This is a genomic window from Achromobacter mucicolens (assembly GCF_902859725.1).
Taxonomy (GTDB): Bacteria; Pseudomonadota; Gammaproteobacteria; order Burkholderiales; family Burkholderiaceae_B; genus Achromobacter; species Achromobacter mucicolens.
In genome coordinates this window covers 89,388-107,811 of the sequence record NZ_CADIJP010000002.1, presented here as the reverse complement: position 1 = coordinate 107,811, position 18,424 = coordinate 89,388, and the positions used below count along the sequence as shown (strand labels likewise).

Here is an 18,424-nt window from a genome sequence, read left to right as displayed (position 1 = left end):
CGCCGGTTGCATCAGCCTACTGCCAGCCGTAGCGGCGGACCCAGAAATGCTTGAGCGTCTGCGTCAGCACGCAATATCCCAGGAGGATGCCGACGAGCCAGGGGAAGTAGCTCCAGGGCAGCGCCTGCAACTGGAAGTACTCCGCCAGCGGCGAGAACGGCAGCACCAGCCCCAACGTGATCACCATCAGCGTCATTCCCATCAGGGGCCAGGACGCGCGGCTTTGCAGGAAAGGAATCCGGCGAGTGCGGATCATATGCACGATCAGCGTCTGCGACAACAGGCCCTCGACAAACCAGCCGGACTGGAACAGCGTCTGATGCTCGGGCGAATTGGCCTGGAACACGAACCACATGACGGCGTACATCGCGATATCGAAGATCGAGCTGATCGGGCCGAAGAACACCATGAAGCGGCCCAGGCCTTCCGGATCCCAGCGCTGCGGCTGCTTCAGCAATTCTTCGTCGACATTGTCAAACGGAATTGCCGTCTGCGAGATGTCGTACATCAGGTTCTGCAGCAGCAGATGGATGGGCAGCATCGGCAGAAAGGGCAGGAAGGCGCTGGCGACCAGCACCGAAAACACGTTGCCGAAATTCGAGCTGGCCGTCATCTTCAAGTACTTGAGCATGTTGCAGAAGGTCTTGCGGCCTTCGATCACGCCGTCCTCCAGTACCATCAGGCTCTTCTCCAGCAGGATGATGTCGGCGGCCTCCTTCGAGATATCCACCGCGGAATCCACCGAAATACCCACGTCCGCCGCGCGCAGCGCCGGGGCATCGTTGATGCCGTCTCCCATGAAGCCCACCGTGTCGCCCTGCGCGCGCAGGCTGCGAACGATGCGTTCCTTGTGAATCGGCGCCAGCCGGGCAAACACGTTGGCCTCGCGCACGGCGACCGCCAGCTCGGCGTCGTCCATCGCCTCGATCTCGGCGCCCAGGTACACCTTGCGCACGTCCAGTCCCACCTCGCGGCAGACCTTGCGCGTGACGAGTTCGACGTCGCCGGTCAGCACCTTGACCTCGATGCCCGAGTCCTTCAACGCGGCCAGCGCGGGCCCCGTCGATTCCTTGGGCGGATCCAGGAACGCGATGTATCCCACCAGCACCAGGTCGGATTCGTCCGCCACGCCGTAGGCCTGCTGCGTGGGCGGCAATTCCTTCACGGCGACCGCAATGACGCGCAGGCCTTCCCGGTTCAGACCAGCCGTCACGTGACGGATGTCGGCGCGGCGCGTGTCGGTCAGCGGATGCACTTCGCTGCCCACGCGCAGCCGCGTGCAGGCTTCCAGCATTTCCTCCAGCGCTCCCTTGCAGATCAGTTCGTGGTGGTCGCGGCCGTTTTCGGTCTCGTTCACCACGACGGACATGCGGCGGCGCGAGAAGTCGAACGGAATCTCGTCGATCTTGCGGTAGCGGCCCGCCAGGTCCAGGCTGCGCGCCACTTCCGCATGCTCCAGCACGGCCACGTCCAGCAGGTTCTTCAGTCCCGTCTGGTAGTAGCTGTTCAGGTAGGCATAGGCCAGCACGTCGTCGCTGGCCGCGCCATAGACGTCGGTGTGGCGCTCGAGCACGATGCGGTCCTGCGTCAGCGTGCCGGTCTTGTCGGTGCACAGCACGTTCATGGCGCCCAGATTCTGGATCGCGTCCAGACGCTTGACGACGACCTTGCGGCGGGACATGCGCACGGCTCCCTTGGCAAGCGTGGCCGTTACGATCATGGGCAGCATTTCGGGCGTCAGACCCACGGCGATGGCCAGCGCGAACAGTAGCGCCTCCAGCCAGTCGCCCTTGGTGAAGCCGTTGATCAGCATCACCACCGGCGCCATCACCAGCATGAAGCGGATCAGGATCCAGCTCACGCGGTTGATGCCTTGCTGGAATTGCGTGGGCGCGCGCGAGGTCTGCGTGACGCGGCCCGCCAACTGGCCGAAGTACGTGTCCGAGCCGGTCGCCACCACCAGTGCGCTGCCCGCGCCGCTGACCACGTTGGTGCCCATGAAGGCCATGTTCTCCAGTTCGAGCGGGTTGGCCGACTGCACGCGCGGGGACATGTGCTTTTCAACAGGCAGCGATTCACCCGTCAGCGCGGCCTGCGCCACGAAGAGGTCCTTGGCGTTCAGAATGCGGCAGTCGGCGGGGACCATGTCGCCGGCGGAGAGCAGCACGACGTCGCCGGGCACCAGATCGGCCAGCGGCACTTCGCGCTGTTGCGACCCGGTGGCGTGCAAGGCTGCGCCGAAGAAGCGCCGGCCATTGTCCGCGTCGGGCGATCCGGCATCGCTGCGCAGAACCGTCGCGGTGTTACGCACCATCGCCTTCAGGGCTTCGGCGGCGCGGTTCGAACGCTGCTCCTGCACAAAGCGCAGCACGGTCGAGATCAGCACCATCGAGCCGATGATCGCAACGGCCGTCCACGACTGGTCCTCGGGCGCCGCCATGCGCACGTCGGTCAGCCATGACAGGACCGCCAGCGCGGTCAGCAGCAGGTTGAACGGATTGCGATAGGACAGCCACAGGTGATGCGGCCAGGAAAGCGGCTTCTCGTGGTCGACTTCATTGGCGCCATGCCGTTCGCGGGCGGCCTGCGCCTGGGCGTCGGACAGTCCGCCCCAGCCGCTGCCGAACCGCTCGAACAGGGAATCGAAGCCGAGCCGGGAGGTCTCGACCATGCGCTGGCTGGCGCGGCGGGCGGCTTCGGAGGAAACCGCGGCGTTGTCCGCGCCTTGTTCAAGGATGGGGGCGCGGCGAAAGTGCCGGCCGGTGCGGCGCAGACGCGCAGCGGAAGAAAAAAAGGATTTCAGGAAAGCAAACATGGGAGTGCTCCGCATTTATTGGTGTTGTTGCGGGAGACACGGACGACCCTGCCGGTGGCGGCCGCGCGCAGGCAGCAGCGGACCGCGGCGTTTCCTGGGAAATGCCGTGAGGCCGCCGGTGACGGGCGTGCGAAGGCGCCGGAGCAATGTTGCCGGTGTCCGGATCGCGTCTATGGCGCGCCGGGTGCGAAAAACGGAAGGGAAGCGGGCTGTGGAACCGGGACCGGACGCCGATGCTCGCAGGACGCGGGCGGGGCCGGGGATTCCAGGCTGCGGGTTCCGTACGGACCGGGATGTCTATCCGGCCAGTCGGCTCGCAGTGAGTGACGGGTCAGATAGGCATGCCGGAGCCGCGCACAGGGCGCAATCGAGGCTCTGGGTCTAAGGCGCTAGGCATGATTTCTCCGGGGGAAGGAAATGTTTGGGGGGATCAGGCCATCGCGGCCTGCGCGCCGAAATGCACGTGGCGCACAGCGGGATTGGCGCTCAAACGGCGCGCTTGCGTCATCAATTCAGCCCGCAGTTCGGGCGGGCAATTGATCGTGATGCAAGCCGACGCGAGATCGGGATCTTGGCCTTGGTCGACCTGCACTTGGGCGACATCCAGGCCAGCGGCGCTGAAGTCCAGGCAGATCTGCTTGCGCAGTGCGCCGAGCTCGCCACGCGGACAGATCACCGTCAGCCGGGAAGTGCCGCGGCGGCGGCCCAGGGCGGTGGCGCGGTCCACGCCGGCACGGCGCAGGAACAAGTCGAAGAAACGCATAACGACCTCCATGACAAGAAGGCGGAGCGTGATCGCGAACACGTGCGCAGCCGGACAGCGCCCTGGCGGCGGACACGACGAACGTGCACGAACGCTGGCGCTGCGACTAGCGGCGGTTCTGGCGGTTTACGTTGGGGAGGGTCCCGGCAGGCCGAGGGCCTGCGTTACTGGCCGGGCTGAAGCCTGGCGCCTGGGATACACCGCAACCTGCTGAATGACAGGATGCGGCAGACGGAGTTCTGCGTGGATCCTGTCAGACAGCGACGTCGATGCAAGATCGACAACTTTCGCCGGAATCGGTATTCACGAAGACTGCTCCTGGGATGGAAAACAGCGAAATTTTACGCGGGTTTGTACTGATGGACAAGGGTTGGGTGCATTTTTGACGCAGAAAAGCGCCAAAGCCGGACAGGTGCGCACGCCTGCCCGGCCTGCCCGTCGTTACCCGTAGAAGTGCCAGCCCAGGTAGCCCGCGAAAATCGCGTACAGCCCGCCCACCGCCGACAGCGCCGGCACGCTCATGGCCGACCGGCGGAAACGCAGCCACAGCAGCCCAATGGACAGCATCGTGAAACAGCCCGCCGCCAGCAGCGGCTCATCCAGCAGCCACGGCGTCATGAAGATGCCAAGCGCGCTGGGGATCGTCGCCTGGATCATCATGGCGCCCGAAATGTTGGCCAGCGCCAGGCGCTCCTTGCCCTGGCGCACCCAGATCAGCGCATTCATGATCTCCGGCAGCTCGGTGGCCACCGGGGCCAGCAGCAGCGCTGCCACGTGGGGCGAGGCTCCCATGGCGATGCCCAGCAGTTCGATCTGGTTCACGAACACGTGCGAGGCGCCGGCGATCACGACCAGCGCCATGACGGTCTGCGTGACGGCCCAGAACATGGAGGGGTCCTCGTCGCGCGGCCGCAGCTTCAGGGGTTCGAGGTCATCGCTGTCCAGGGATGCCTCGTCGTTGCTGAGTTCACGCTTGATGTAGAGCGCATAGGTGACCAGGAACACGAAGCCCAGCCAGGGCTTCCAGGCAAAGGCCAGCAGGCCCAGGCCCACCTTGAAGATGAAGATGCCCATGAACCAGGCCTGGTCGCGGGCCAGCCGGCGCTGGTCCGCGTTGATACAGTTCGCCTGCGTGGGCTTGCCGCGGCGGGCGCGCCACAGAGCCAGGCCGACGACCGCATAGGCCAGCGTGGCAAGCACCAGGGGACCGCCCATCGCGGCGCCGACGCCGATGTCCTTTTGTTCGGGGGTATCGCCGAAGACCACGGCCATGAAGGTGACGGCGCTTTCCGGCAGCGCGGTGCCGAAGGCGGCGAGTACGGTGCCGGTGGCGGTGGCGCCCAGCTGGAAGCGGTGACCGACCCATTCGACGCCATTGACGAAGAACTCGCACGCGAAGTAGATCACTGCCGCGGACAGGAAGAACAGAAAAAGGGTGAGCAACATGGGAATGCGGCCGGACGAGCGGATACCATTGGCGCGACGCAGCGGCTCGCCCGGCCAAGGGTGAACGCTACGCGGCCAAAGGTCTCGCCTGGCTGATCCACGCGGCTGCAAGCCGGACGTGGGTGCCGTCAGCGCCATGGGGTTCTAGCGGCTGCTCCGCAGCACTGAACCACCAAGTCTGTTGACGCTGACTCCTTTGGGGACAAAGGATGGCTACTCCCCAATGACAGAGCGGCGATTGTAGCAGCGGCCGGCACGTTGTCCAGTCATCACCGCACGGCCAACGCGGATACGCCACGGGGTGTTGCATTCGCGGGATGGCAGGTAAAGTAGCCCCATCTTCCGCCCTTGCCGGGGCTGCGCGCCCGGCCCGCCCGACATGAGCCTGCCTCCCGACGACCTCGCCCCTTTCGCCGCGCGGCGCCAGCGCCTGATGGATCGCATGCGCGCGGAAGGCGGCGGCATCGCCATCCTGGCGACCGCAACGGAAGCCATCCGCAACCGCGATGCGGAATTTCCTTACCGGCACGACAGCGATTTCTTCTACCTGACGGGCTTTACCGAACCCGACGCCTGGGTGGTGCTGGTGGCGGGTTCGACCGACCGCGCCGTACTGTTCTGCCGGCCACGTCACGTGGAGCATGAATTGTGGGAGGGCAAGCGCTTCGGCCCCGAGGCCGCGGCCGCCCATTTCGGATTCGACGACGCCCATCCCATCGACGCGCTGGACGAACTGGTGCCCGCGCTGATGCTGGACCACCCCACCCTGTACGCCCCGCTGGCCGGGGACAAGCGCACGGACGGCCGCCTGCACCGCTGGCTGGCGGCGGCGCGCGAGAAAAGCCGCGGCGGGCGCCAGCCGCCCAGCCGGCAGCAGGACGTGCGGCCGCTGCTGGCCGACATGCGGCTCATCAAGGACGCCTCGGAAATCGCCGCCATGCGGCGCGCGGCCAAGATTTCGGCCGGCGCCCACGCGCGCGCCATGCGCGTGGCGCGGCCCGGCATGCGCGAGTACGAGATCGAGGCCGAGCTGCTTTATGAATTCCGCCGCCACGGCGCCCAGTCCGTGGCCTACAACAGCATCGTCGCGGCCGGGGCCAACGCCTGTGTCCTGCACTACCCGGCGGGCGAGGCAGTGCTGCGCGACGGCGATCTGGTGCTGGTCGATGCGGGCTGCGAAGTGGACAGCTACGCCAGCGACATCACCCGCACCTTTCCGGCGAACGGCCGCTACAGCGGCCCGCAGCGCGCGCTTTATGACCTGACCGTCGCGGCGCAGGACGCGGCCGCCCAGGCCACCGCGCCCGGCCGCAGCTTCAACGATGCGCACGAAGCCGCCCTGCGCGTCCTGGCGCAAGGCATGCTGGACCTGAAACTGCTGAAGGGATCGCTGGACGGCGTGCTGGAATCGGGCGACTACAGCCGCTTCTACATGCACCGCACCGGGCACTGGCTGGGCCTGGACGTGCATGATGTCGGCGACTACCGCCAGCCCGGCGCGCCCGGCACCGATCGGCCGTGGCGCACGCTGCAAACCGGGATGATGCTGACCATCGAGCCGGGCATCTACGTGCGCCCCGCGGACGATGTGCCCGAGGCCTACTGGAACATCGGCATCCGCACGGAAGACGATGCGCTGGTCACGGACGAAGGATGCGAACTGATCACCCGCGGCGTGCCGGTGCAGGCCAGCGAGATCGAGGCGCTGATGCGCGAATGACGCGGCCGGCGGCCTACAGCACGTAGCCGTCCAGCCAGCCCATGGCCACCCAGACGTAGACCACCACCATCGCGATGGCGAACATGGTGACGATGGCGCCGACCAGGCACGCCAGAATGGCGACCAGCACCGGCCCCCAGCCTGTCGAAGACACCTTGCCCAGGCCCGGATTGCAGATCCGGTCGAACTTCTCGTCGGGCATCAGGGAATAGACCGCGCTTTCGATGAACCCGTCGATCATGGGAATGAACAGCAGGAAGAACGCGGGGTTGTCGTACCAGACCGGGTAGAAGCGCATGGCGCAGAACAGGCACACGGCGGCGAACACGGTCACCAGCCAGGCGTGGCGCCGGCCCAGATACCACCAGTGCGCGCCAAACGCGCCGAACAGGCAGGCCAAGAGTCCCACCGCGACCTTGCTGAGGGGGCGGCGCGCGGAGACGGCGGATAGCGAAGAGGAAGCCTGAGCCTGCGTCATGTCAATCAACCGGAAAAGGGGCGTAGGCGCCAAGCGGCGGCGGCTGCCGCGATTGTAGTGGACGGTTAAAATCCGGGCATGACTTCCTCCGCCTTCGACATTGCGATTCTTGGCGCCGGCCCCGTGGGCCGCGTATTGGCCCTGATGCTGGCGCGCGTGGCGCCGGACCCGGCGCGCATCGCCCTGCTCGCGGGCAGCGCACCGGCGCCCGTCACCCCGGCCGCGGCCGTGCCCGCCGCCGATCCGCGCGTGCTGGCCATGAACCACGGCAGCCGGGTGCTGCTGGAGTCGCTGCATGCCTGGCCTGAACGCTCGGCCGACATTCGCAACATCCACGTGTCGCAGCGCGGCCGGCTGGGCCGAACGCTCATCCAGAACACCGATTTTGGCGTGCCCCAGCTGGGCAGCGTGGTGGCCTATTCCGGCCTGTACGCCAAGCTGGACGAATGCGTGGCCGCTTGCGGCGTCTCCGTGCTGGCCGGCCCCCCGGCGCAGATCGGCATGCAGGACGCCGACGGCGTGCGCATCCAGCAGGGCGACACGGAAATCCTTTGCGGCGTCGCCGTGCAGTCCGACGGCGCCGGCGCCACGGATGTGCGGCGCGATTACGACCAGCACGCCGTGCTGACCACCGCCCACGCCACCCTGCCGCGGCGCGGCTGGGCCTGGGAGCGCTTCACCTCCGAAGGTCCGCTGGCGCTGCTGCCGCACCCGCAGACCCCGGATGCCTATTCCGTCGTCTGGTGCAGCGCGCCGGACCGCGCGGCCGAACTCGCTGCCCTGGACAACGTCGCGTTCTCGCATGCGCTGACGCAGGCCTTTGGCGACCGCCTGGGCCGACTGACCAGCCATGCGCCGCGCCATGTCTTTCCGCTGGCCCTGTCCGCCCGGCGCGCCCAGGTGCACGGCCGGGTCGCGGCCATCGGCAACGCCGCGCAGACCCTGCACCCGGTGGCGGGCCAAGGATTGAACCTCGGCCTGCGCGATGCGGCGCGCCTTGCTCAGACGCTGACCGGCTGGCTGGCCCGTCCCGGCGCCAATCCCGGACCGGCCCTGGCCGAGTTCGCCAGCGCGCGCCACCTCGACCGCTTCATCACGGCCGGACTTACCGATTTCATGCCGCGCATCTTCGCCACGGGGCTGGCGCCCGTGGAACACGCCTGCGGCGCCGCCCTGCTGGGGATGGATCTGGCCTCCCCCATGCGCGCCCCGCTCGCCCAGCACCTGCTCCAAGGATTCCGGGCGTAAATCCCCGTCGGCTCCGGCCCCGTTCAGGGGCCGGCTTCCCCTCGTTCCCCCCCATCTGTTACCAGGCCATCGTCCCTCCAAAAATGGGGGTTCGATCGAGCCGGTTAAAATGTGAGCATGCGCATAGGCCAGTGGACCCTTCCCAACAACGTTCTTGTCGCGCCCATGGCGGGCGTGACGGACCGTCCTTTCCGCCAGCTTTGCAAGAAGCTGGGGGCGGGTTACGCGGTGTCCGAGATGGCCGCCAGCAACCCCAAACTGTGGGATAGCGTCAAGACATCGCGCCGCCTGAACCACGACGGCGAGATCGCCCCCATTTCCGTGCAGATTGCGGGGGCGGATCCGGCCATGATGGCTGAGGCCGCGGCGTTCAACGCCAACAAGGGCGCCCGGATCATCGACATCAACATGGGCTGTCCGGTCAAGAAAGTGTGCAACGTGGCGTCCGGGTCGGCGCTGTTGCGCCACGAAGACCTGATCGTCCGCATCCTGGACGCCGTGGTGGCCGCCTGCGCACCGCTTGGCGTGCCCGTCACCCTGAAGACCCGGACCGGCTGGGACCGCAGCAGCCGCAATGCGCTGCGCGTGGCCAAGCTGGCCGAAAACGCGGGCATCGCCGCCCTGACCCTGCACGGCCGCACGCGGGCCGACCTCTATACGGGCGAGGCGGAATATGACACCATCCGCGCCGTCAAGGCTGAAATCGGCATCCCCGTGATCGCGAACGGAGATATCGACTCGCCCGCCAAAGCCAGGCACGTCCTGGATTACACTGGCGCCGATGCGGTCATGATTGGCCGGGCGGCCCAGGGCCGCCCGTGGATCTTCCGCGAAATCGACCACTACCTGCGCACGGGCGAAACACTGGCCCCTCCCTCTTACGGGGAAATGCGCGAGCTGCTGCTCGAACATCTCGACGACCACTACCGTTTCTATGGCGAGCACACCGGCGTACGTACCGCGCGCAAGCACATAGGCTGGTATGTGGACGGCCTGCCGGGCGCGGATTCGTTTTGCGCCCGCATGAACCTGATCGACAACACCCGCGACCAATGGCGGGCGGTGGCGGACTGGTTCGACACCCTCTCAAGCGACGGCAGCTGTACCCCGGCGCCGGCCGCGCAAGCCCTGCTGGCGGCATGACCGCCTCAACACCAACATAAAAATATCTGTACTCAAATGAGCAAGAAAGATGTCCTGGAAGAATGCGTGCGCGCCAGCCTGGAGCGCTATTTCGAAGACTTGGGCGAGTCCGAGCCCCACGATATGTGGGACATGGTCATGCGCTGCGTGGAGCGCCCGGTGCTTGAAGTAGCGTTGGAGCGGTCGGGCGGCAATCAGTCCCGGGCGTCCGAAATGCTGGGCATCACCCGCAACACCCTGCGCAAGAAGTTGCTGGCGCACAATATCCAGGTATAGATTTCCCTCGCGCGGGCGGCGCATGCGTCGCGCCGCCGCCGCTTCCAGATTTCCCATCCGACCAGAACGAGAAAGGCGCTCCCGCCCCACTCCGTCCCATCATGAAAATCGAAACCGCCCTGCTTTCGGTGTCCGACAAGACCGGCATCGTTGAATTTGCCCGCGCCCTGGCCGCGCGTGGCGTGCGCCTGCTCTCGACCGGCGGCACCGCCAAGCTGCTCGCCGACTCCGGCCTGACCGTCACCGAAGTGGCCGCTCACACCGGTTCGCCCGAGATCCTGGACGGCCGCGTGAAGACGCTGCACCCCAAGATCCACGGCGGCCTGCTGGCCCGCCGCGACAGCGCCGAGCACATGGACACCATCAAGGCGGCTGGCATCGATCGCATCGACATGCTGGTGGTCAACCTGTATCCGTTCCGTGAGACCGTCGCCAAGCCCGATTGCACGTTTGCCGACGCCGTCGAGAACATCGACATCGGCGGGCCCGCCATGCTGCGCGCCGCCGCCAAGAACCACGGCACCGAAGCCGGCGGCGTCACGGTCGTGATCGACCCGGTCGACTATTCGCGCGTCCTGGCCGAAATGGACAAGGGCGGCGCCACCTCCTACGGCCTGCGCCTCGCCCTGGCCGCCAAGGTCTACGCGCACACGGCCGCCTACGACGGCGCCATCGCCGCCTACCTGACCAGCCTGACCGCGGCCGAGCCCGAGCAGGACGCCGTGCCCGCCCGTAACGAATGGCCCGGCACGCTGACCCTGCAGGTCAAGCAGGAGCAGGCGCTGCGCTACGGCGAGAACCCCCACCAGAGCGCCGCCTTCTACGTGGACGCGCAGCGTCCGGCCGGCTTGCTGGGCAACTACCGCCAGCTGCAGGGCAAGGAACTGTCCTACAACAACATCGCCGACGCCGACGCGGCGTGGGAATGCGCGCGCAGCTTCGAAGCGCCCGCCTGCGTCATCGTCAAGCATGCCAACCCCTGCGGCGTGGCCGTTGCGGCCGACACGCTGGGCGCGTACCAGCAGGCCTTCAAGACCGACCCGACGTCGGCCTTCGGCGGCATCATCGCCTTCAACCGTCCGGTCGACGCCGCGACGGCCGAGGCTGTGAGCGCGCAGTTCCTGGAAGTGCTGCTCGCCCCCGCCTACGACGGCGCCGCGCTGGCCATCCTGGCCGCCAAGAAGAACGTGCGCGTGCTGGAAGTGCCGATGGGCACCGGCCAGAACGCCTTCGACATCAAGCGCGTGGGCGGTGGCTGGCTGGTGCAGACGCCGGACGCCTACAACGTGCCGCGCGACGCCCTGAAGGTCGTCACCAAGCGCCAACCCACCGAGCAGGAAATGAACGACCTGTCGTTCGCCTGGAAGGTCGCCAAGTACGTCAAGTCCAACGCCATCGTGTTCGTGGGCGGCGGCATGACGCTGGGCGTGGGCGCGGGCCAGATGAGCCGCATCGATTCGGCGCGCATCGCGTCCATCAAGGCGGAAAACGCCGGCCTGACCCTGAAGGGCTCGGCCGTGGCATCCGACGCGTTCTTCCCGTTCCGTGACGGCCTGGACGTGGTGGTGGCGGCGGGCGCAACCTGCGTGATCCAGCCCGGCGGCAGCGTGCGCGATGACGAAGTCATCGCCGCCGCCGACGAGCACGGCATCGCCATGGTGCTGACCGGCACCCGCCACTTCCGCCACTGATGCGCGTCCTCGGCATCGATCCCGGCCTGCGCCGCACCGGCTTCGGTGTGATCGATGCCGAAGGCTCGCGGCTGCGTTACGTGGCCAGCGGGACCATCGTGGTCCCGCCGGCGCTGACGCTGTCCGAACGCCTGAAGGTCATCCTGGACAACCTGCGCCAGGTGGCCCGCGACACGCAACCTGACGTGGCCGCGCTGGAAATCGTCTTTCTGAACACCAATCCCGCTTCCACCCTGCTGCTGGGCCAGGCCCGCGGCGCGGCGCTTTGCGCGCTGGCCGACAGTTCGCTGGACGTGCACGAGTACACCGCGCTGCAGATCAAGAAGGCCGTGGTCGGCACTGGCCGCGCCGCGAAAGAGCAGGTGCAGATGATGGTGCAGCACCTGCTGGCGCTGGATGGCATGCCGGCCCCCGACTCGGCCGACGCGCTGGCCTGCGCGATCTGCCACGCGCACGTGGGACCGCTGCAGGACAAGCTGGAACGTCTGGGCAGCGCGCTGCGGATGGGCGGCAAGACCCGCATCCGCAATGGCCGGCTGATCGGCTGAGCGCAGCCCGGGCAGCCACAACCTGGGTGGCCCTCCCCGGGCGGCCCGACCCGCTGCCAGGCCCTCCCGTATAGAATCCCCGCATTCGCCGCGCGTTCCGCGGCCGCCACCATTGCAGGCCTCTCACCATGATCGGAAGAATCACCGGAACCCTGATCGAAAAACTGCCCCCCACGATCTGCGTGGATGTGGGCGGAATCGGGTATGACATCGACGTGCCCATGAGCACGCTGTATTCGCTGCCCGAGACGGGCGCGCGCGTCACGCTCTACACGCACCTGACCGTGCGTGAAGACGCCCACATCCTGTATGGCTTTGCCTCGGCCGGCGAGCGCAGCGCGTTCCGTGAACTCATCAAGGTCAGCGGCATCGGCGCGCGCACGGCGCTGTCTGTGCTGTCCGGCCTGTCGGTCGCGGACCTGGCGCAGGCCATCACGCTGCAGGAGTCCGGCCGCCTGACCCGCGTGCCCGGCATCGGCAAGAAGACCGCGGAACGGCTGCTGCTGGAGATGCGCGGCAAGCTGGGCGCGGACATCGGCGCAGCGGCGCACGTCACGCACGACAACCAGTCCGACATCCTGAATGCCCTGCTGGCGCTGGGTTACTCCGAGAAGGAATCGCTGTCGGCGCTGAAGACGCTGCCCGAAGGCGTGGGCGTGTCCGACGGCATCAAACAGGCGCTGAAGGCGCTGGTGCGCTAACTGGCGCTAGACCGCCTTGCCGTGCTGCAGGTAGCGCGGCGCCACGGCCTCCAGGCCCGTGGGCACCACGTGCAACTCGGGGGCGATGGGCCCGCCGCAGACGTTGTCGCGGCGCAGGGAGTCCAGGTTGTCGCGCGACATCAGCGGCGTGCCCGGCATGCATTCGAACAACCGGGCCTGCATGCGCCCCACCCCCATCGGCATGCTGATGACGGGGCGCGGATGCCCGCTCCAGGCGGCGCACAGCCGCGCGATCTCGCCCAGCGTGTAGACCTGCGGCCCGCCCAGTTCGTAGGTCTTGCCGCAGGTGTGGGTGTCGGCCAGCGCGTTGACCATGGCGGTCACCACATCGCCCACATAGATGGGCTGCATGCGCGCATCGGCGCCCGCCAGCGGCAGCACCGGCAGCCAACGCGCCAGGGACGCGAACATATTGGTGAAGTTGTCGTCGGGTCCGAAAAGCACCGACGGGCGGAAGATGGTCCAGCAGATGTCGCGCCGGTCCTGGTAGGCCGCTTTGATGGCGGCCTCGCCGTCGCCCTTGGAACGCTGGTACATGCTGTCGCCGCTGGAGTCGGCGCCCAGCGCGCTGACGTGAAGCAGGCGCCGCACGCCATGGCGCACACAGGCCTGCGCGATGCGCTGCGGCAGATGCACGTGAGCGCGCGCGAAATCAGACCCATACGGCCGGCCCACGTTGCCGTGCAGGATGCCCACCAGGTTCACGACGGCATCGCACCCTTGCACCATGCCATCGAGCGCGGCGTCGTCGTGGATGTCAGCCTGAAGCAGCGTGACGGTGGGAAGTAATTGCAGGTCGCGTCCGCGGGCAAGGAGCCGCGTGGGCACGACGATCTGATGCGGGTCCGCGCAAAGCCGTGCTACCAAGTGGCGGCCGATGAAGCCCGTGCCGCCAATGACAAGGATACGCATGGCGTAGCCTCCGGTTCGTCAGGATCGAGGTTCGATTCTGCCCTGCAAGGTCGGCATGCGCAAGCGCGCGCGAGCGGGGCGCCGCGCGCGCCGCTTGATGCGCGTCAGCCGGCCAGCAGCTTTGCGTAGGCCGGAAGATCGACGTTGCCGCCGCTGATGATGACGCCTACCCGGGCCCCGCGCACCGGCACCACGTTCTGCATGACGGCCGCCGCCGCCAGGCAGCCCGTGGGTTCCACGACCATCTTCATGCGTTCGGCGAAGAACTTCATGGTCGTCACGAGCTGTTCATCCGTCACCGTGACGATGTCGCGCACGTACTTTTGAATGAGGGGGAAGGTGATATTGCCCAGATGCGTGGTGGCGGCGCCGTCCGCCAAGGTCTTGGGCGCGGGGATTCGGACGATTTCACCCTTGCGCAAGGACTGCTGCCCGTCATTGCCGGCTTCGGGCTCCACGCCATAAACCAGGCAGCGCGGGCTGAGCGCGAAGGCGGACAGGGCCGAGCCCGACAGCAGGCCGCCGCCGCCCAGGCACACGAAAAGGTAATCGAGCTCGCCGACTTCCTCGAACAATTCCTTGGCGGCCGTGCCCTGCCCCGCGATCACGTCCTCGTGGTCGTACGGCGGGATCAGCGTGGCGCCGGTTTCGGCCTGGATGCGCCGGGCGATGGTCTCGCGGTCTTCGGTGTAGCGGTCGTACGTGACGATCTTGCCGCCGTAGCCTTCTGTTGCCGCGCGTTTGGCCGCGGGCGCGTCCAGCGGCATGATGATGGTGGCCTGGACCCCTTGCAGCCGGGAGGCCAGCGCGATGGCCTGCGCGTGATTGCCCGACGAGAAGGTCACGACGCCTGCGGCCCGTTGCTCGGGCGTGAGGCGCGCGATCGCGTTGTAGCCGCCCCGGAACTTGAAGGCGCCCATGCGCTGGAAGTTCTCGCACTTGAAGAACAGCGACGCGCCGGCGATGGCGTCGGCGGTGGCCGAGGTCAGGACGGGCGTGCGGTGTGCGTTGCCGGCCAGGCGCTCGCTGGCGCGCGCGACATCATCATAGGAGGGCAATTCGGGCTGCATGGAATGAGGTCCTTAGATCGCGAGGGGGAAACGAAACCCTCGGATCATAAACCCGCCGGCGCGATTTGCGCGCCGCCCGAAGGCATGACGGCGCGAGGGAGGACTATTTGCCGAAAAGGTCGCCGCTGCCGCCCGTGGTGCCTGCGGGCGGCGCAAGACCCAGGTGGCGCCACGTGGTCAGCGTGGCCGTGCGGCCGCGCGGCGTGCGTTGCAGATAACCGTGCTGGATCAGATACGGCTCGATGACGTCCTCGATCGTGTCGCGCTCTTCGCCGATGGCCGCGGCCAGGCTGTCCACGCCGACCGGACCGCCATCGAACTTGTGGACGATGGCTTCGAGCAGCTTGCGGTCCATCAGGTCCAGGCCCTGCGGATCGACTTCCAGCATGGCGAGCGCACGGCCCGCCACGTCGGCGTCGATGGTGCCCCCCGCCTTCACTTCGGCGTAGTCGCGCACGCGGCGCAGCAGGCGGTTGGCGATACGCGGCGTGCCGCGGGCGCGGCGCGCCACCTCGGCCGCGCCGTCCGGCGTGATGACGGCATTGAGCAGGCCCGCGCTGCGCGTCACGATGCGGCCCAGATCCGCGGCGTTGTAGAACTCGAGCCGCGACACGATGCCGAAGCGGTCGCGCAGCGGATTGGTCAGCATGCCCGCGCGGGTCGTGGCGCCGACCAGCGTGAAGGGCTGCAGGTCCAGCTTCACGCTGCGCGCGGCCGGCCCCTCGCCGATCAGGATGTCGATCTGGAAGTCTTCGAGCGCGGGGTAAAGGATTTCCTCGACCACGGGCGACAGGCGGTGGATCTCGTCGATGAAGAGGACGTCGTTCTTTTCCAGGTTGGTCAGCAGCGCGGCCAGGTCGCCCGGGCGTTCGAGAACGGGGCCGGACGTCTGACGCAATTGCACGCCCATTTCGTGCGCAATGATGTGCGCCAGCGTGGTCTTGCCCAGGCCCGGGGGGCCGAACAGCAGGACGTGGTCCAGCGCCTCGCCCCGCTTTCTGGCCGCGGCGATGAAGATCTCGAGCTGTTCGCGGGCGCGCTGCTGCCCGACATATTCTTCCAGCGCCTTGGGCCGCAACGCGCGTTCGATCGACTCCTCGTTGGGCGACACCGGCTGCGGCGTCACGATGCGGGGGGCGTCGGGACGGGAGGAAAGCGAATCGGACTGGATGGCCATGGTGCGGGGAACGGGCAAAGGACGAAGCAGGATGAATCGTACCGTAGCGCGGGCTGCCCCGGGGCCGTCCCCGGGGCCAGGTCGGTCAGGCGGCCTGGGAAAGCGGCAGCCGCACGCGCACGCACAACCCGCCGGACGGGGCCTCGCGCAATTCGAGCGATCCGCCATGCGCCCGCGCAATGGCCTCGGCCAGCGCCAGGCCCAGGCCCACGCTGCCGGTGCGGGTGCGCGCGTCGTCAAGCCGGCTGAAGGGCCGCAAGGCCTCCTGGCGGCGTTCCGGCACGATGCCCGGCCCGTGATCGGCCACATCCAGCACCGCGTAGCCTTCCTCGCGCCGCAGCGCGACGTCCACCGGCGGCGCGCCGTGGTTCAGCGCGTTGCCGATCAGGTTGTCCAGCAGGCGCCCCAACGCCACGGCGTCGGCCTGTACCACGGCGCCGCTGGCCTGGGCATCGGTGTTCAGGCCGATCGCGGTGCCGGCGCCCTGCCAGGCGCCCACGCGCTCGGTCAGCCATTCGGACAGCACGATGGGCGCATAGCGGTAGGCCGCCGGATCGGTGCCGCGCACGAAACCGATGAACTGGTCCACCATGTGCTGCATGTCGCGCAGGTCGGTGCGCAGCCCTTCCTTCAGCGTCGAATCGTCGGCCATCTCGACGCGCAGCCACATGCGCGACAACGGCCCTTTCAGGTCGTGCGGCAGTCCGGAAAGCAGCGTGCGCCGCACGGAATCGGACTCGGACAAGGCGTCCAGCATGGCATTGAAGCGTTCGCCCAGCACGCGGGTTTCGTGCGGACCCGAGGGTTCCACGCGCTGGGGCTGGCCCGCGGCAAGCTGGTCCGCGGCGTCGGCCAGCCGCGTAATCGGGCGCGTGATGTGCCACGAAAAACCCACGGCCAACAGCAGCAGCAATCCCAACCCGCCCAGCCAGGCGGCGATGAAGGGCGTGGCGACGGGCGGATCCAGCCGGTCCAGCGGAATGACCAGCCACTCGCGCAGCCTCGGCGCGTCTTCGGTGGCCGGGTTGGGCGCCAGCGAAATGAAGATTTCCGGCGTGGGGCCGCGCGACAGCGCCACGCGCGTGCCGTCGTTCAGGCGTTCGTTGAGCTGCTGGACCAGCACGCGCAGGTCGCGGCGAATATCGTCGGGCTCGGGCTCGGACTTGTGCCGGCGCGCGTGCTCCTCGCGGGCACGGTCGCCCTCGCGCTGGGCATCGCTGCGAGCGTCTGCTTGCGCCGCGTCGGTTTCGCGCTCGTCGACGTGCACCTCGGGCGGGGGCGGCGGAGGCGGACCGTGCAATTGCGAATCCGGGGCGGGCGGGGGTGCGGGAGGCGGCGGGCGCGGCGCGGCACGCGGCGGCGGACGGCGGCCATTGAAGCGCTGCAGCTTGGCTTCGGCGGGCAACACGCGTGACCACAACCGCCACTGGTTCTGCGATGCGGCGCGCACGAAGTCGGCGCGGTCCTCGGCCGGCACCTGGGACACGGCGGCGCGCAGCGTGCGGATGGTGGTGACGATATAGCCGATGGCCACGTCTTCCATGAACTTGTGCCGGAAGTACGACACCGTCACCAGCGTGGCGGCCTGCGTCAGCAGGACCGATCCGAGGATCAGCAGGATCAGCCGCGCCCGCAGCGAGCGGGGCACGAGAATGCCGGGGGAAAAGCGCATCAGGGAGAGAACCGGTAACCGATGCCCCAGACGGTCTGGATCCAGCGCGGCTGCTTGGGATCGTCCTCGATCACGCGGCGCAGGCGCAGGATCGCGATGTCGATGGCGCGGTCGTTGCGCTCGCCGGCGTCGTCGTCGCGGGCCAGCGCCAGCAGGCGTTCGCGCGACAGCGGCTTGCCCGCGTTGCGCACCAGGGCTTCAAGCAGGTTGATTTCGCCGCCGGTCAGCTTGACCACGGTGCCCTCGCGGGAGAGCTGACGCGTGGAGGGGTCAAAAACAAACGGGCCGAAAGCGACCGGCGCGTCCTTGGTGAGCGCGGACGGGCCGCGCTTGCGGCGCAGCACGGCCTCGATGCGGGCCAGCAGTTCGCGGGGGTCGAAGGGCTTGCCGACGTAATCGTCGGCGCCGGCCTCCAGGCCGATGATGCGGTCCACGGCTTCGTCACGCGCGGTCAGCAGGATGACGGGGATGTCCTCGCCCTGCTCGCGCAGGCGGCGGCAGGCATCGGCGCCGTCGCCGCCCGGCAGCATGCGGTCCAGCACCAGCAGATCGGGCGCGTAACGGGTGATGCGCGAGGAGAGGTCGGTCGCGTCCGGGGCCAGCAGCGTGTCGTAGCCATGCCGGTTCAGGTAGTCGGCCAGCAGCTGGCGCAGCGCCGGATCATCGTCGACGACCAGCAGCTTGGTGTGGGAATTGTCCATGGGCGTGATAGTGCGGCGCGGCGCGCTCGCCCGCAAGGGGCG

Annotated in this window: 16 protein-coding genes and 1 riboswitch; of the genes, 7 read left to right on the top strand and 9 right to left on the bottom strand. The window is 68.0% G+C overall.

Annotation, left to right across the window (positions count from 1 at the left end; all coding sequences use genetic code 11):
• Positions 1 to 16: 16 nt before the first annotated feature.
• From mgtA to HV786_RS02225, 3 genes are all read right to left on the bottom strand, one after another.
• The gene (gene mgtA / locus HV786_RS02235; RefSeq protein WP_128830062.1) at positions 17 to 2,815 is read right to left on the bottom strand and encodes a magnesium-translocating P-type ATPase; all 2,799 of its coding nucleotides are present in this window, start codon (positions 2,813 to 2,815) and stop codon (positions 17 to 19) included.
• Between the two features lie 430 nt (positions 2,816 to 3,245).
• A complete protein-coding gene (locus tag HV786_RS02230; RefSeq protein ID WP_062840354.1) occupies positions 3,246 to 3,578 on the bottom strand; it encodes a hypothetical protein in 333 nt (110 codons plus the stop codon).
• A gap of 441 nt (positions 3,579 to 4,019) precedes the next feature.
• Complete coding sequence (locus HV786_RS02225) at positions 4,020 to 5,024, bottom strand: sodium:calcium antiporter (RefSeq protein ID WP_128830061.1); 1,005 nt, start codon at positions 5,022 to 5,024, stop codon at positions 4,020 to 4,022.
• A 43-nt stretch (positions 5,025 to 5,067) separates the two neighbouring features.
• Positions 5,068 to 5,259, bottom strand: a riboswitch (yybP-ykoY riboswitch).
• Between the two features lie 144 nt (positions 5,260 to 5,403).
• On the opposite strand from HV786_RS02225, the gene HV786_RS02220 reads away from it, so the two are divergent.
• The gene (locus tag HV786_RS02220; protein WP_175209908.1) at positions 5,404 to 6,744 is read left to right on the top strand and encodes an aminopeptidase P N-terminal domain-containing protein; all 1,341 of its coding nucleotides are present in this window, start codon (positions 5,404 to 5,406) and stop codon (positions 6,742 to 6,744) included.
• 13 nt (positions 6,745 to 6,757) lie between these two features.
• Here HV786_RS02220 and HV786_RS02215 read toward each other — a convergent pair whose 3' ends face one another.
• Entirely contained in the window at positions 6,758 to 7,222 is a 465-nt protein-coding gene (locus tag HV786_RS02215) for a TM2 domain-containing protein (RefSeq protein ID WP_128830060.1), read from the bottom strand.
• Positions 7,223 to 7,300: 78 nt separating this feature from the next.
• On the opposite strand from HV786_RS02215, the gene HV786_RS02210 reads away from it, so the two are divergent.
• The 6 genes from HV786_RS02210 to ruvA all read left to right on the top strand — a co-directional run bounded on the left by HV786_RS02210 (position 7,301) and on the right by ruvA (position 12,829).
• Complete coding sequence (locus HV786_RS02210) at positions 7,301 to 8,470, top strand: UbiH/UbiF/VisC/COQ6 family ubiquinone biosynthesis hydroxylase (RefSeq protein WP_175209906.1); 1,170 nt, start codon at positions 7,301 to 7,303, stop codon at positions 8,468 to 8,470.
• Between the two features lie 117 nt (positions 8,471 to 8,587).
• Entirely contained in the window at positions 8,588 to 9,613 is a 1,026-nt protein-coding gene (gene dusB, locus HV786_RS02205) for a tRNA dihydrouridine synthase DusB (protein ID WP_175209996.1), read from the top strand.
• A gap of 36 nt (positions 9,614 to 9,649) precedes the next feature.
• The gene (locus tag HV786_RS02200) at positions 9,650 to 9,889 is read left to right on the top strand and encodes a helix-turn-helix domain-containing protein (protein WP_006217670.1); all 240 of its coding nucleotides are present in this window, start codon (positions 9,650 to 9,652) and stop codon (positions 9,887 to 9,889) included.
• A 101-nt stretch (positions 9,890 to 9,990) separates the two neighbouring features.
• Positions 9,991 to 11,580 (top strand): bifunctional phosphoribosylaminoimidazolecarboxamide formyltransferase/IMP cyclohydrolase, encoded by a 1,590-nt coding sequence (purH, locus tag HV786_RS02195; RefSeq protein ID WP_063953103.1) that lies wholly within the window; start codon positions 9,991 to 9,993, stop codon positions 11,578 to 11,580.
• Positions 11,580 to 12,128 (top strand): crossover junction endodeoxyribonuclease RuvC, encoded by a 549-nt coding sequence (gene ruvC, locus HV786_RS02190; protein ID WP_056321180.1) that lies wholly within the window; start codon positions 11,580 to 11,582, stop codon positions 12,126 to 12,128. The genes purH and ruvC overlap by 1 nt, the downstream gene beginning before the upstream one ends.
• Positions 12,129 to 12,256: 128 nt before the next feature.
• Positions 12,257 to 12,829 carry a Holliday junction branch migration protein RuvA gene (gene ruvA, locus HV786_RS02185; protein WP_128830056.1) on the top strand — a complete coding sequence of 191 codons (573 nt, stop codon included), beginning with the start codon at positions 12,257 to 12,259 and terminating at the stop codon, positions 12,827 to 12,829.
• Positions 12,830 to 12,835: 6 nt separating this feature from the next.
• Here ruvA and HV786_RS02180 read toward each other — a convergent pair whose 3' ends face one another.
• The 5 genes from HV786_RS02180 to HV786_RS02160 form a co-directional block, all read right to left on the bottom strand.
• Complete coding sequence (locus HV786_RS02180; protein ID WP_175209904.1) at positions 12,836 to 13,762, bottom strand: complex I NDUFA9 subunit family protein; 927 nt, start codon at positions 13,760 to 13,762, stop codon at positions 12,836 to 12,838.
• Positions 13,763 to 13,866: 104 nt separating this feature from the next.
• Positions 13,867 to 14,832 carry a threo-3-hydroxy-L-aspartate ammonia-lyase gene (locus tag HV786_RS02175; RefSeq protein ID WP_128830053.1) on the bottom strand — a complete coding sequence of 322 codons (966 nt, stop codon included), beginning with the start codon at positions 14,830 to 14,832 and terminating at the stop codon, positions 13,867 to 13,869.
• A gap of 103 nt (positions 14,833 to 14,935) precedes the next feature.
• Positions 14,936 to 16,009 (bottom strand): Holliday junction branch migration DNA helicase RuvB, encoded by a 1,074-nt coding sequence (ruvB, locus tag HV786_RS02170; RefSeq protein WP_056321167.1) that lies wholly within the window; start codon positions 16,007 to 16,009, stop codon positions 14,936 to 14,938.
• An 85-nt stretch (positions 16,010 to 16,094) separates the two neighbouring features.
• Positions 16,095 to 17,681, bottom strand: a complete 1,587-nt coding sequence (locus tag HV786_RS02165; protein WP_175209902.1) for a sensor histidine kinase — start codon at positions 17,679 to 17,681, stop codon at positions 16,095 to 16,097.
• Entirely contained in the window at positions 17,681 to 18,382 is a 702-nt protein-coding gene (locus HV786_RS02160) for a response regulator (protein ID WP_056321163.1), read from the bottom strand. The genes HV786_RS02165 and HV786_RS02160 overlap by 1 nt, the downstream gene beginning before the upstream one ends.
• Between the last annotated feature and the right edge of the window lie 42 nt (positions 18,383 to 18,424).

What these genes read in the sequence shown, in the direction of transcription:
- mgtA (WP_128830062.1), bottom strand. Translation starts at nt 2,815, where the DNA reads ATGTTTGCTTTCCTGAAATCCTTTTTTTCTTCCGCTGCGCGTCTGCGC.
- HV786_RS02230 (WP_062840354.1), bottom strand. Translation starts at nt 3,578, where the DNA reads ATGCGTTTCTTCGACTTGTTCCTGCGCCGTGCCGGCGTGGACCGCGCC.
- HV786_RS02225 (WP_128830061.1), bottom strand. Translation starts at nt 5,024, where the DNA reads ATGTTGCTCACCCTTTTTCTGTTCTTCCTGTCCGCGGCAGTGATCTAC.
- HV786_RS02220 (WP_175209908.1), top strand. Translation starts at nt 5,404, where the DNA reads ATGAGCCTGCCTCCCGACGACCTCGCCCCTTTCGCCGCGCGGCGCCAG.
- HV786_RS02215 (WP_128830060.1), bottom strand. Translation starts at nt 7,222, where the DNA reads ATGACGCAGGCTCAGGCTTCCTCTTCGCTATCCGCCGTCTCCGCGCGC.
- HV786_RS02210 (WP_175209906.1), top strand. Translation starts at nt 7,301, where the DNA reads ATGACTTCCTCCGCCTTCGACATTGCGATTCTTGGCGCCGGCCCCGTG.
- dusB (WP_175209996.1), top strand. Translation starts at nt 8,588, where the DNA reads ATGCGCATAGGCCAGTGGACCCTTCCCAACAACGTTCTTGTCGCGCCC.
- HV786_RS02200 (WP_006217670.1), top strand. Translation starts at nt 9,650, where the DNA reads ATGAGCAAGAAAGATGTCCTGGAAGAATGCGTGCGCGCCAGCCTGGAG.
- purH (WP_063953103.1), top strand. Translation starts at nt 9,991, where the DNA reads ATGAAAATCGAAACCGCCCTGCTTTCGGTGTCCGACAAGACCGGCATC.
- ruvC (WP_056321180.1), top strand. Translation starts at nt 11,580, where the DNA reads ATGCGCGTCCTCGGCATCGATCCCGGCCTGCGCCGCACCGGCTTCGGT.
- ruvA (WP_128830056.1), top strand. Translation starts at nt 12,257, where the DNA reads ATGATCGGAAGAATCACCGGAACCCTGATCGAAAAACTGCCCCCCACG.
- HV786_RS02180 (WP_175209904.1), bottom strand. Translation starts at nt 13,762, where the DNA reads ATGCGTATCCTTGTCATTGGCGGCACGGGCTTCATCGGCCGCCACTTG.
- HV786_RS02175 (WP_128830053.1), bottom strand. Translation starts at nt 14,832, where the DNA reads ATGCAGCCCGAATTGCCCTCCTATGATGATGTCGCGCGCGCCAGCGAG.
- ruvB (WP_056321167.1), bottom strand. Translation starts at nt 16,009, where the DNA reads ATGGCCATCCAGTCCGATTCGCTTTCCTCCCGTCCCGACGCCCCCCGC.
- HV786_RS02165 (WP_175209902.1), bottom strand. Translation starts at nt 17,681, where the DNA reads ATGCGCTTTTCCCCCGGCATTCTCGTGCCCCGCTCGCTGCGGGCGCGG.
- HV786_RS02160 (WP_056321163.1), bottom strand. Translation starts at nt 18,382, where the DNA reads ATGGACAATTCCCACACCAAGCTGCTGGTCGTCGACGATGATCCGGCG.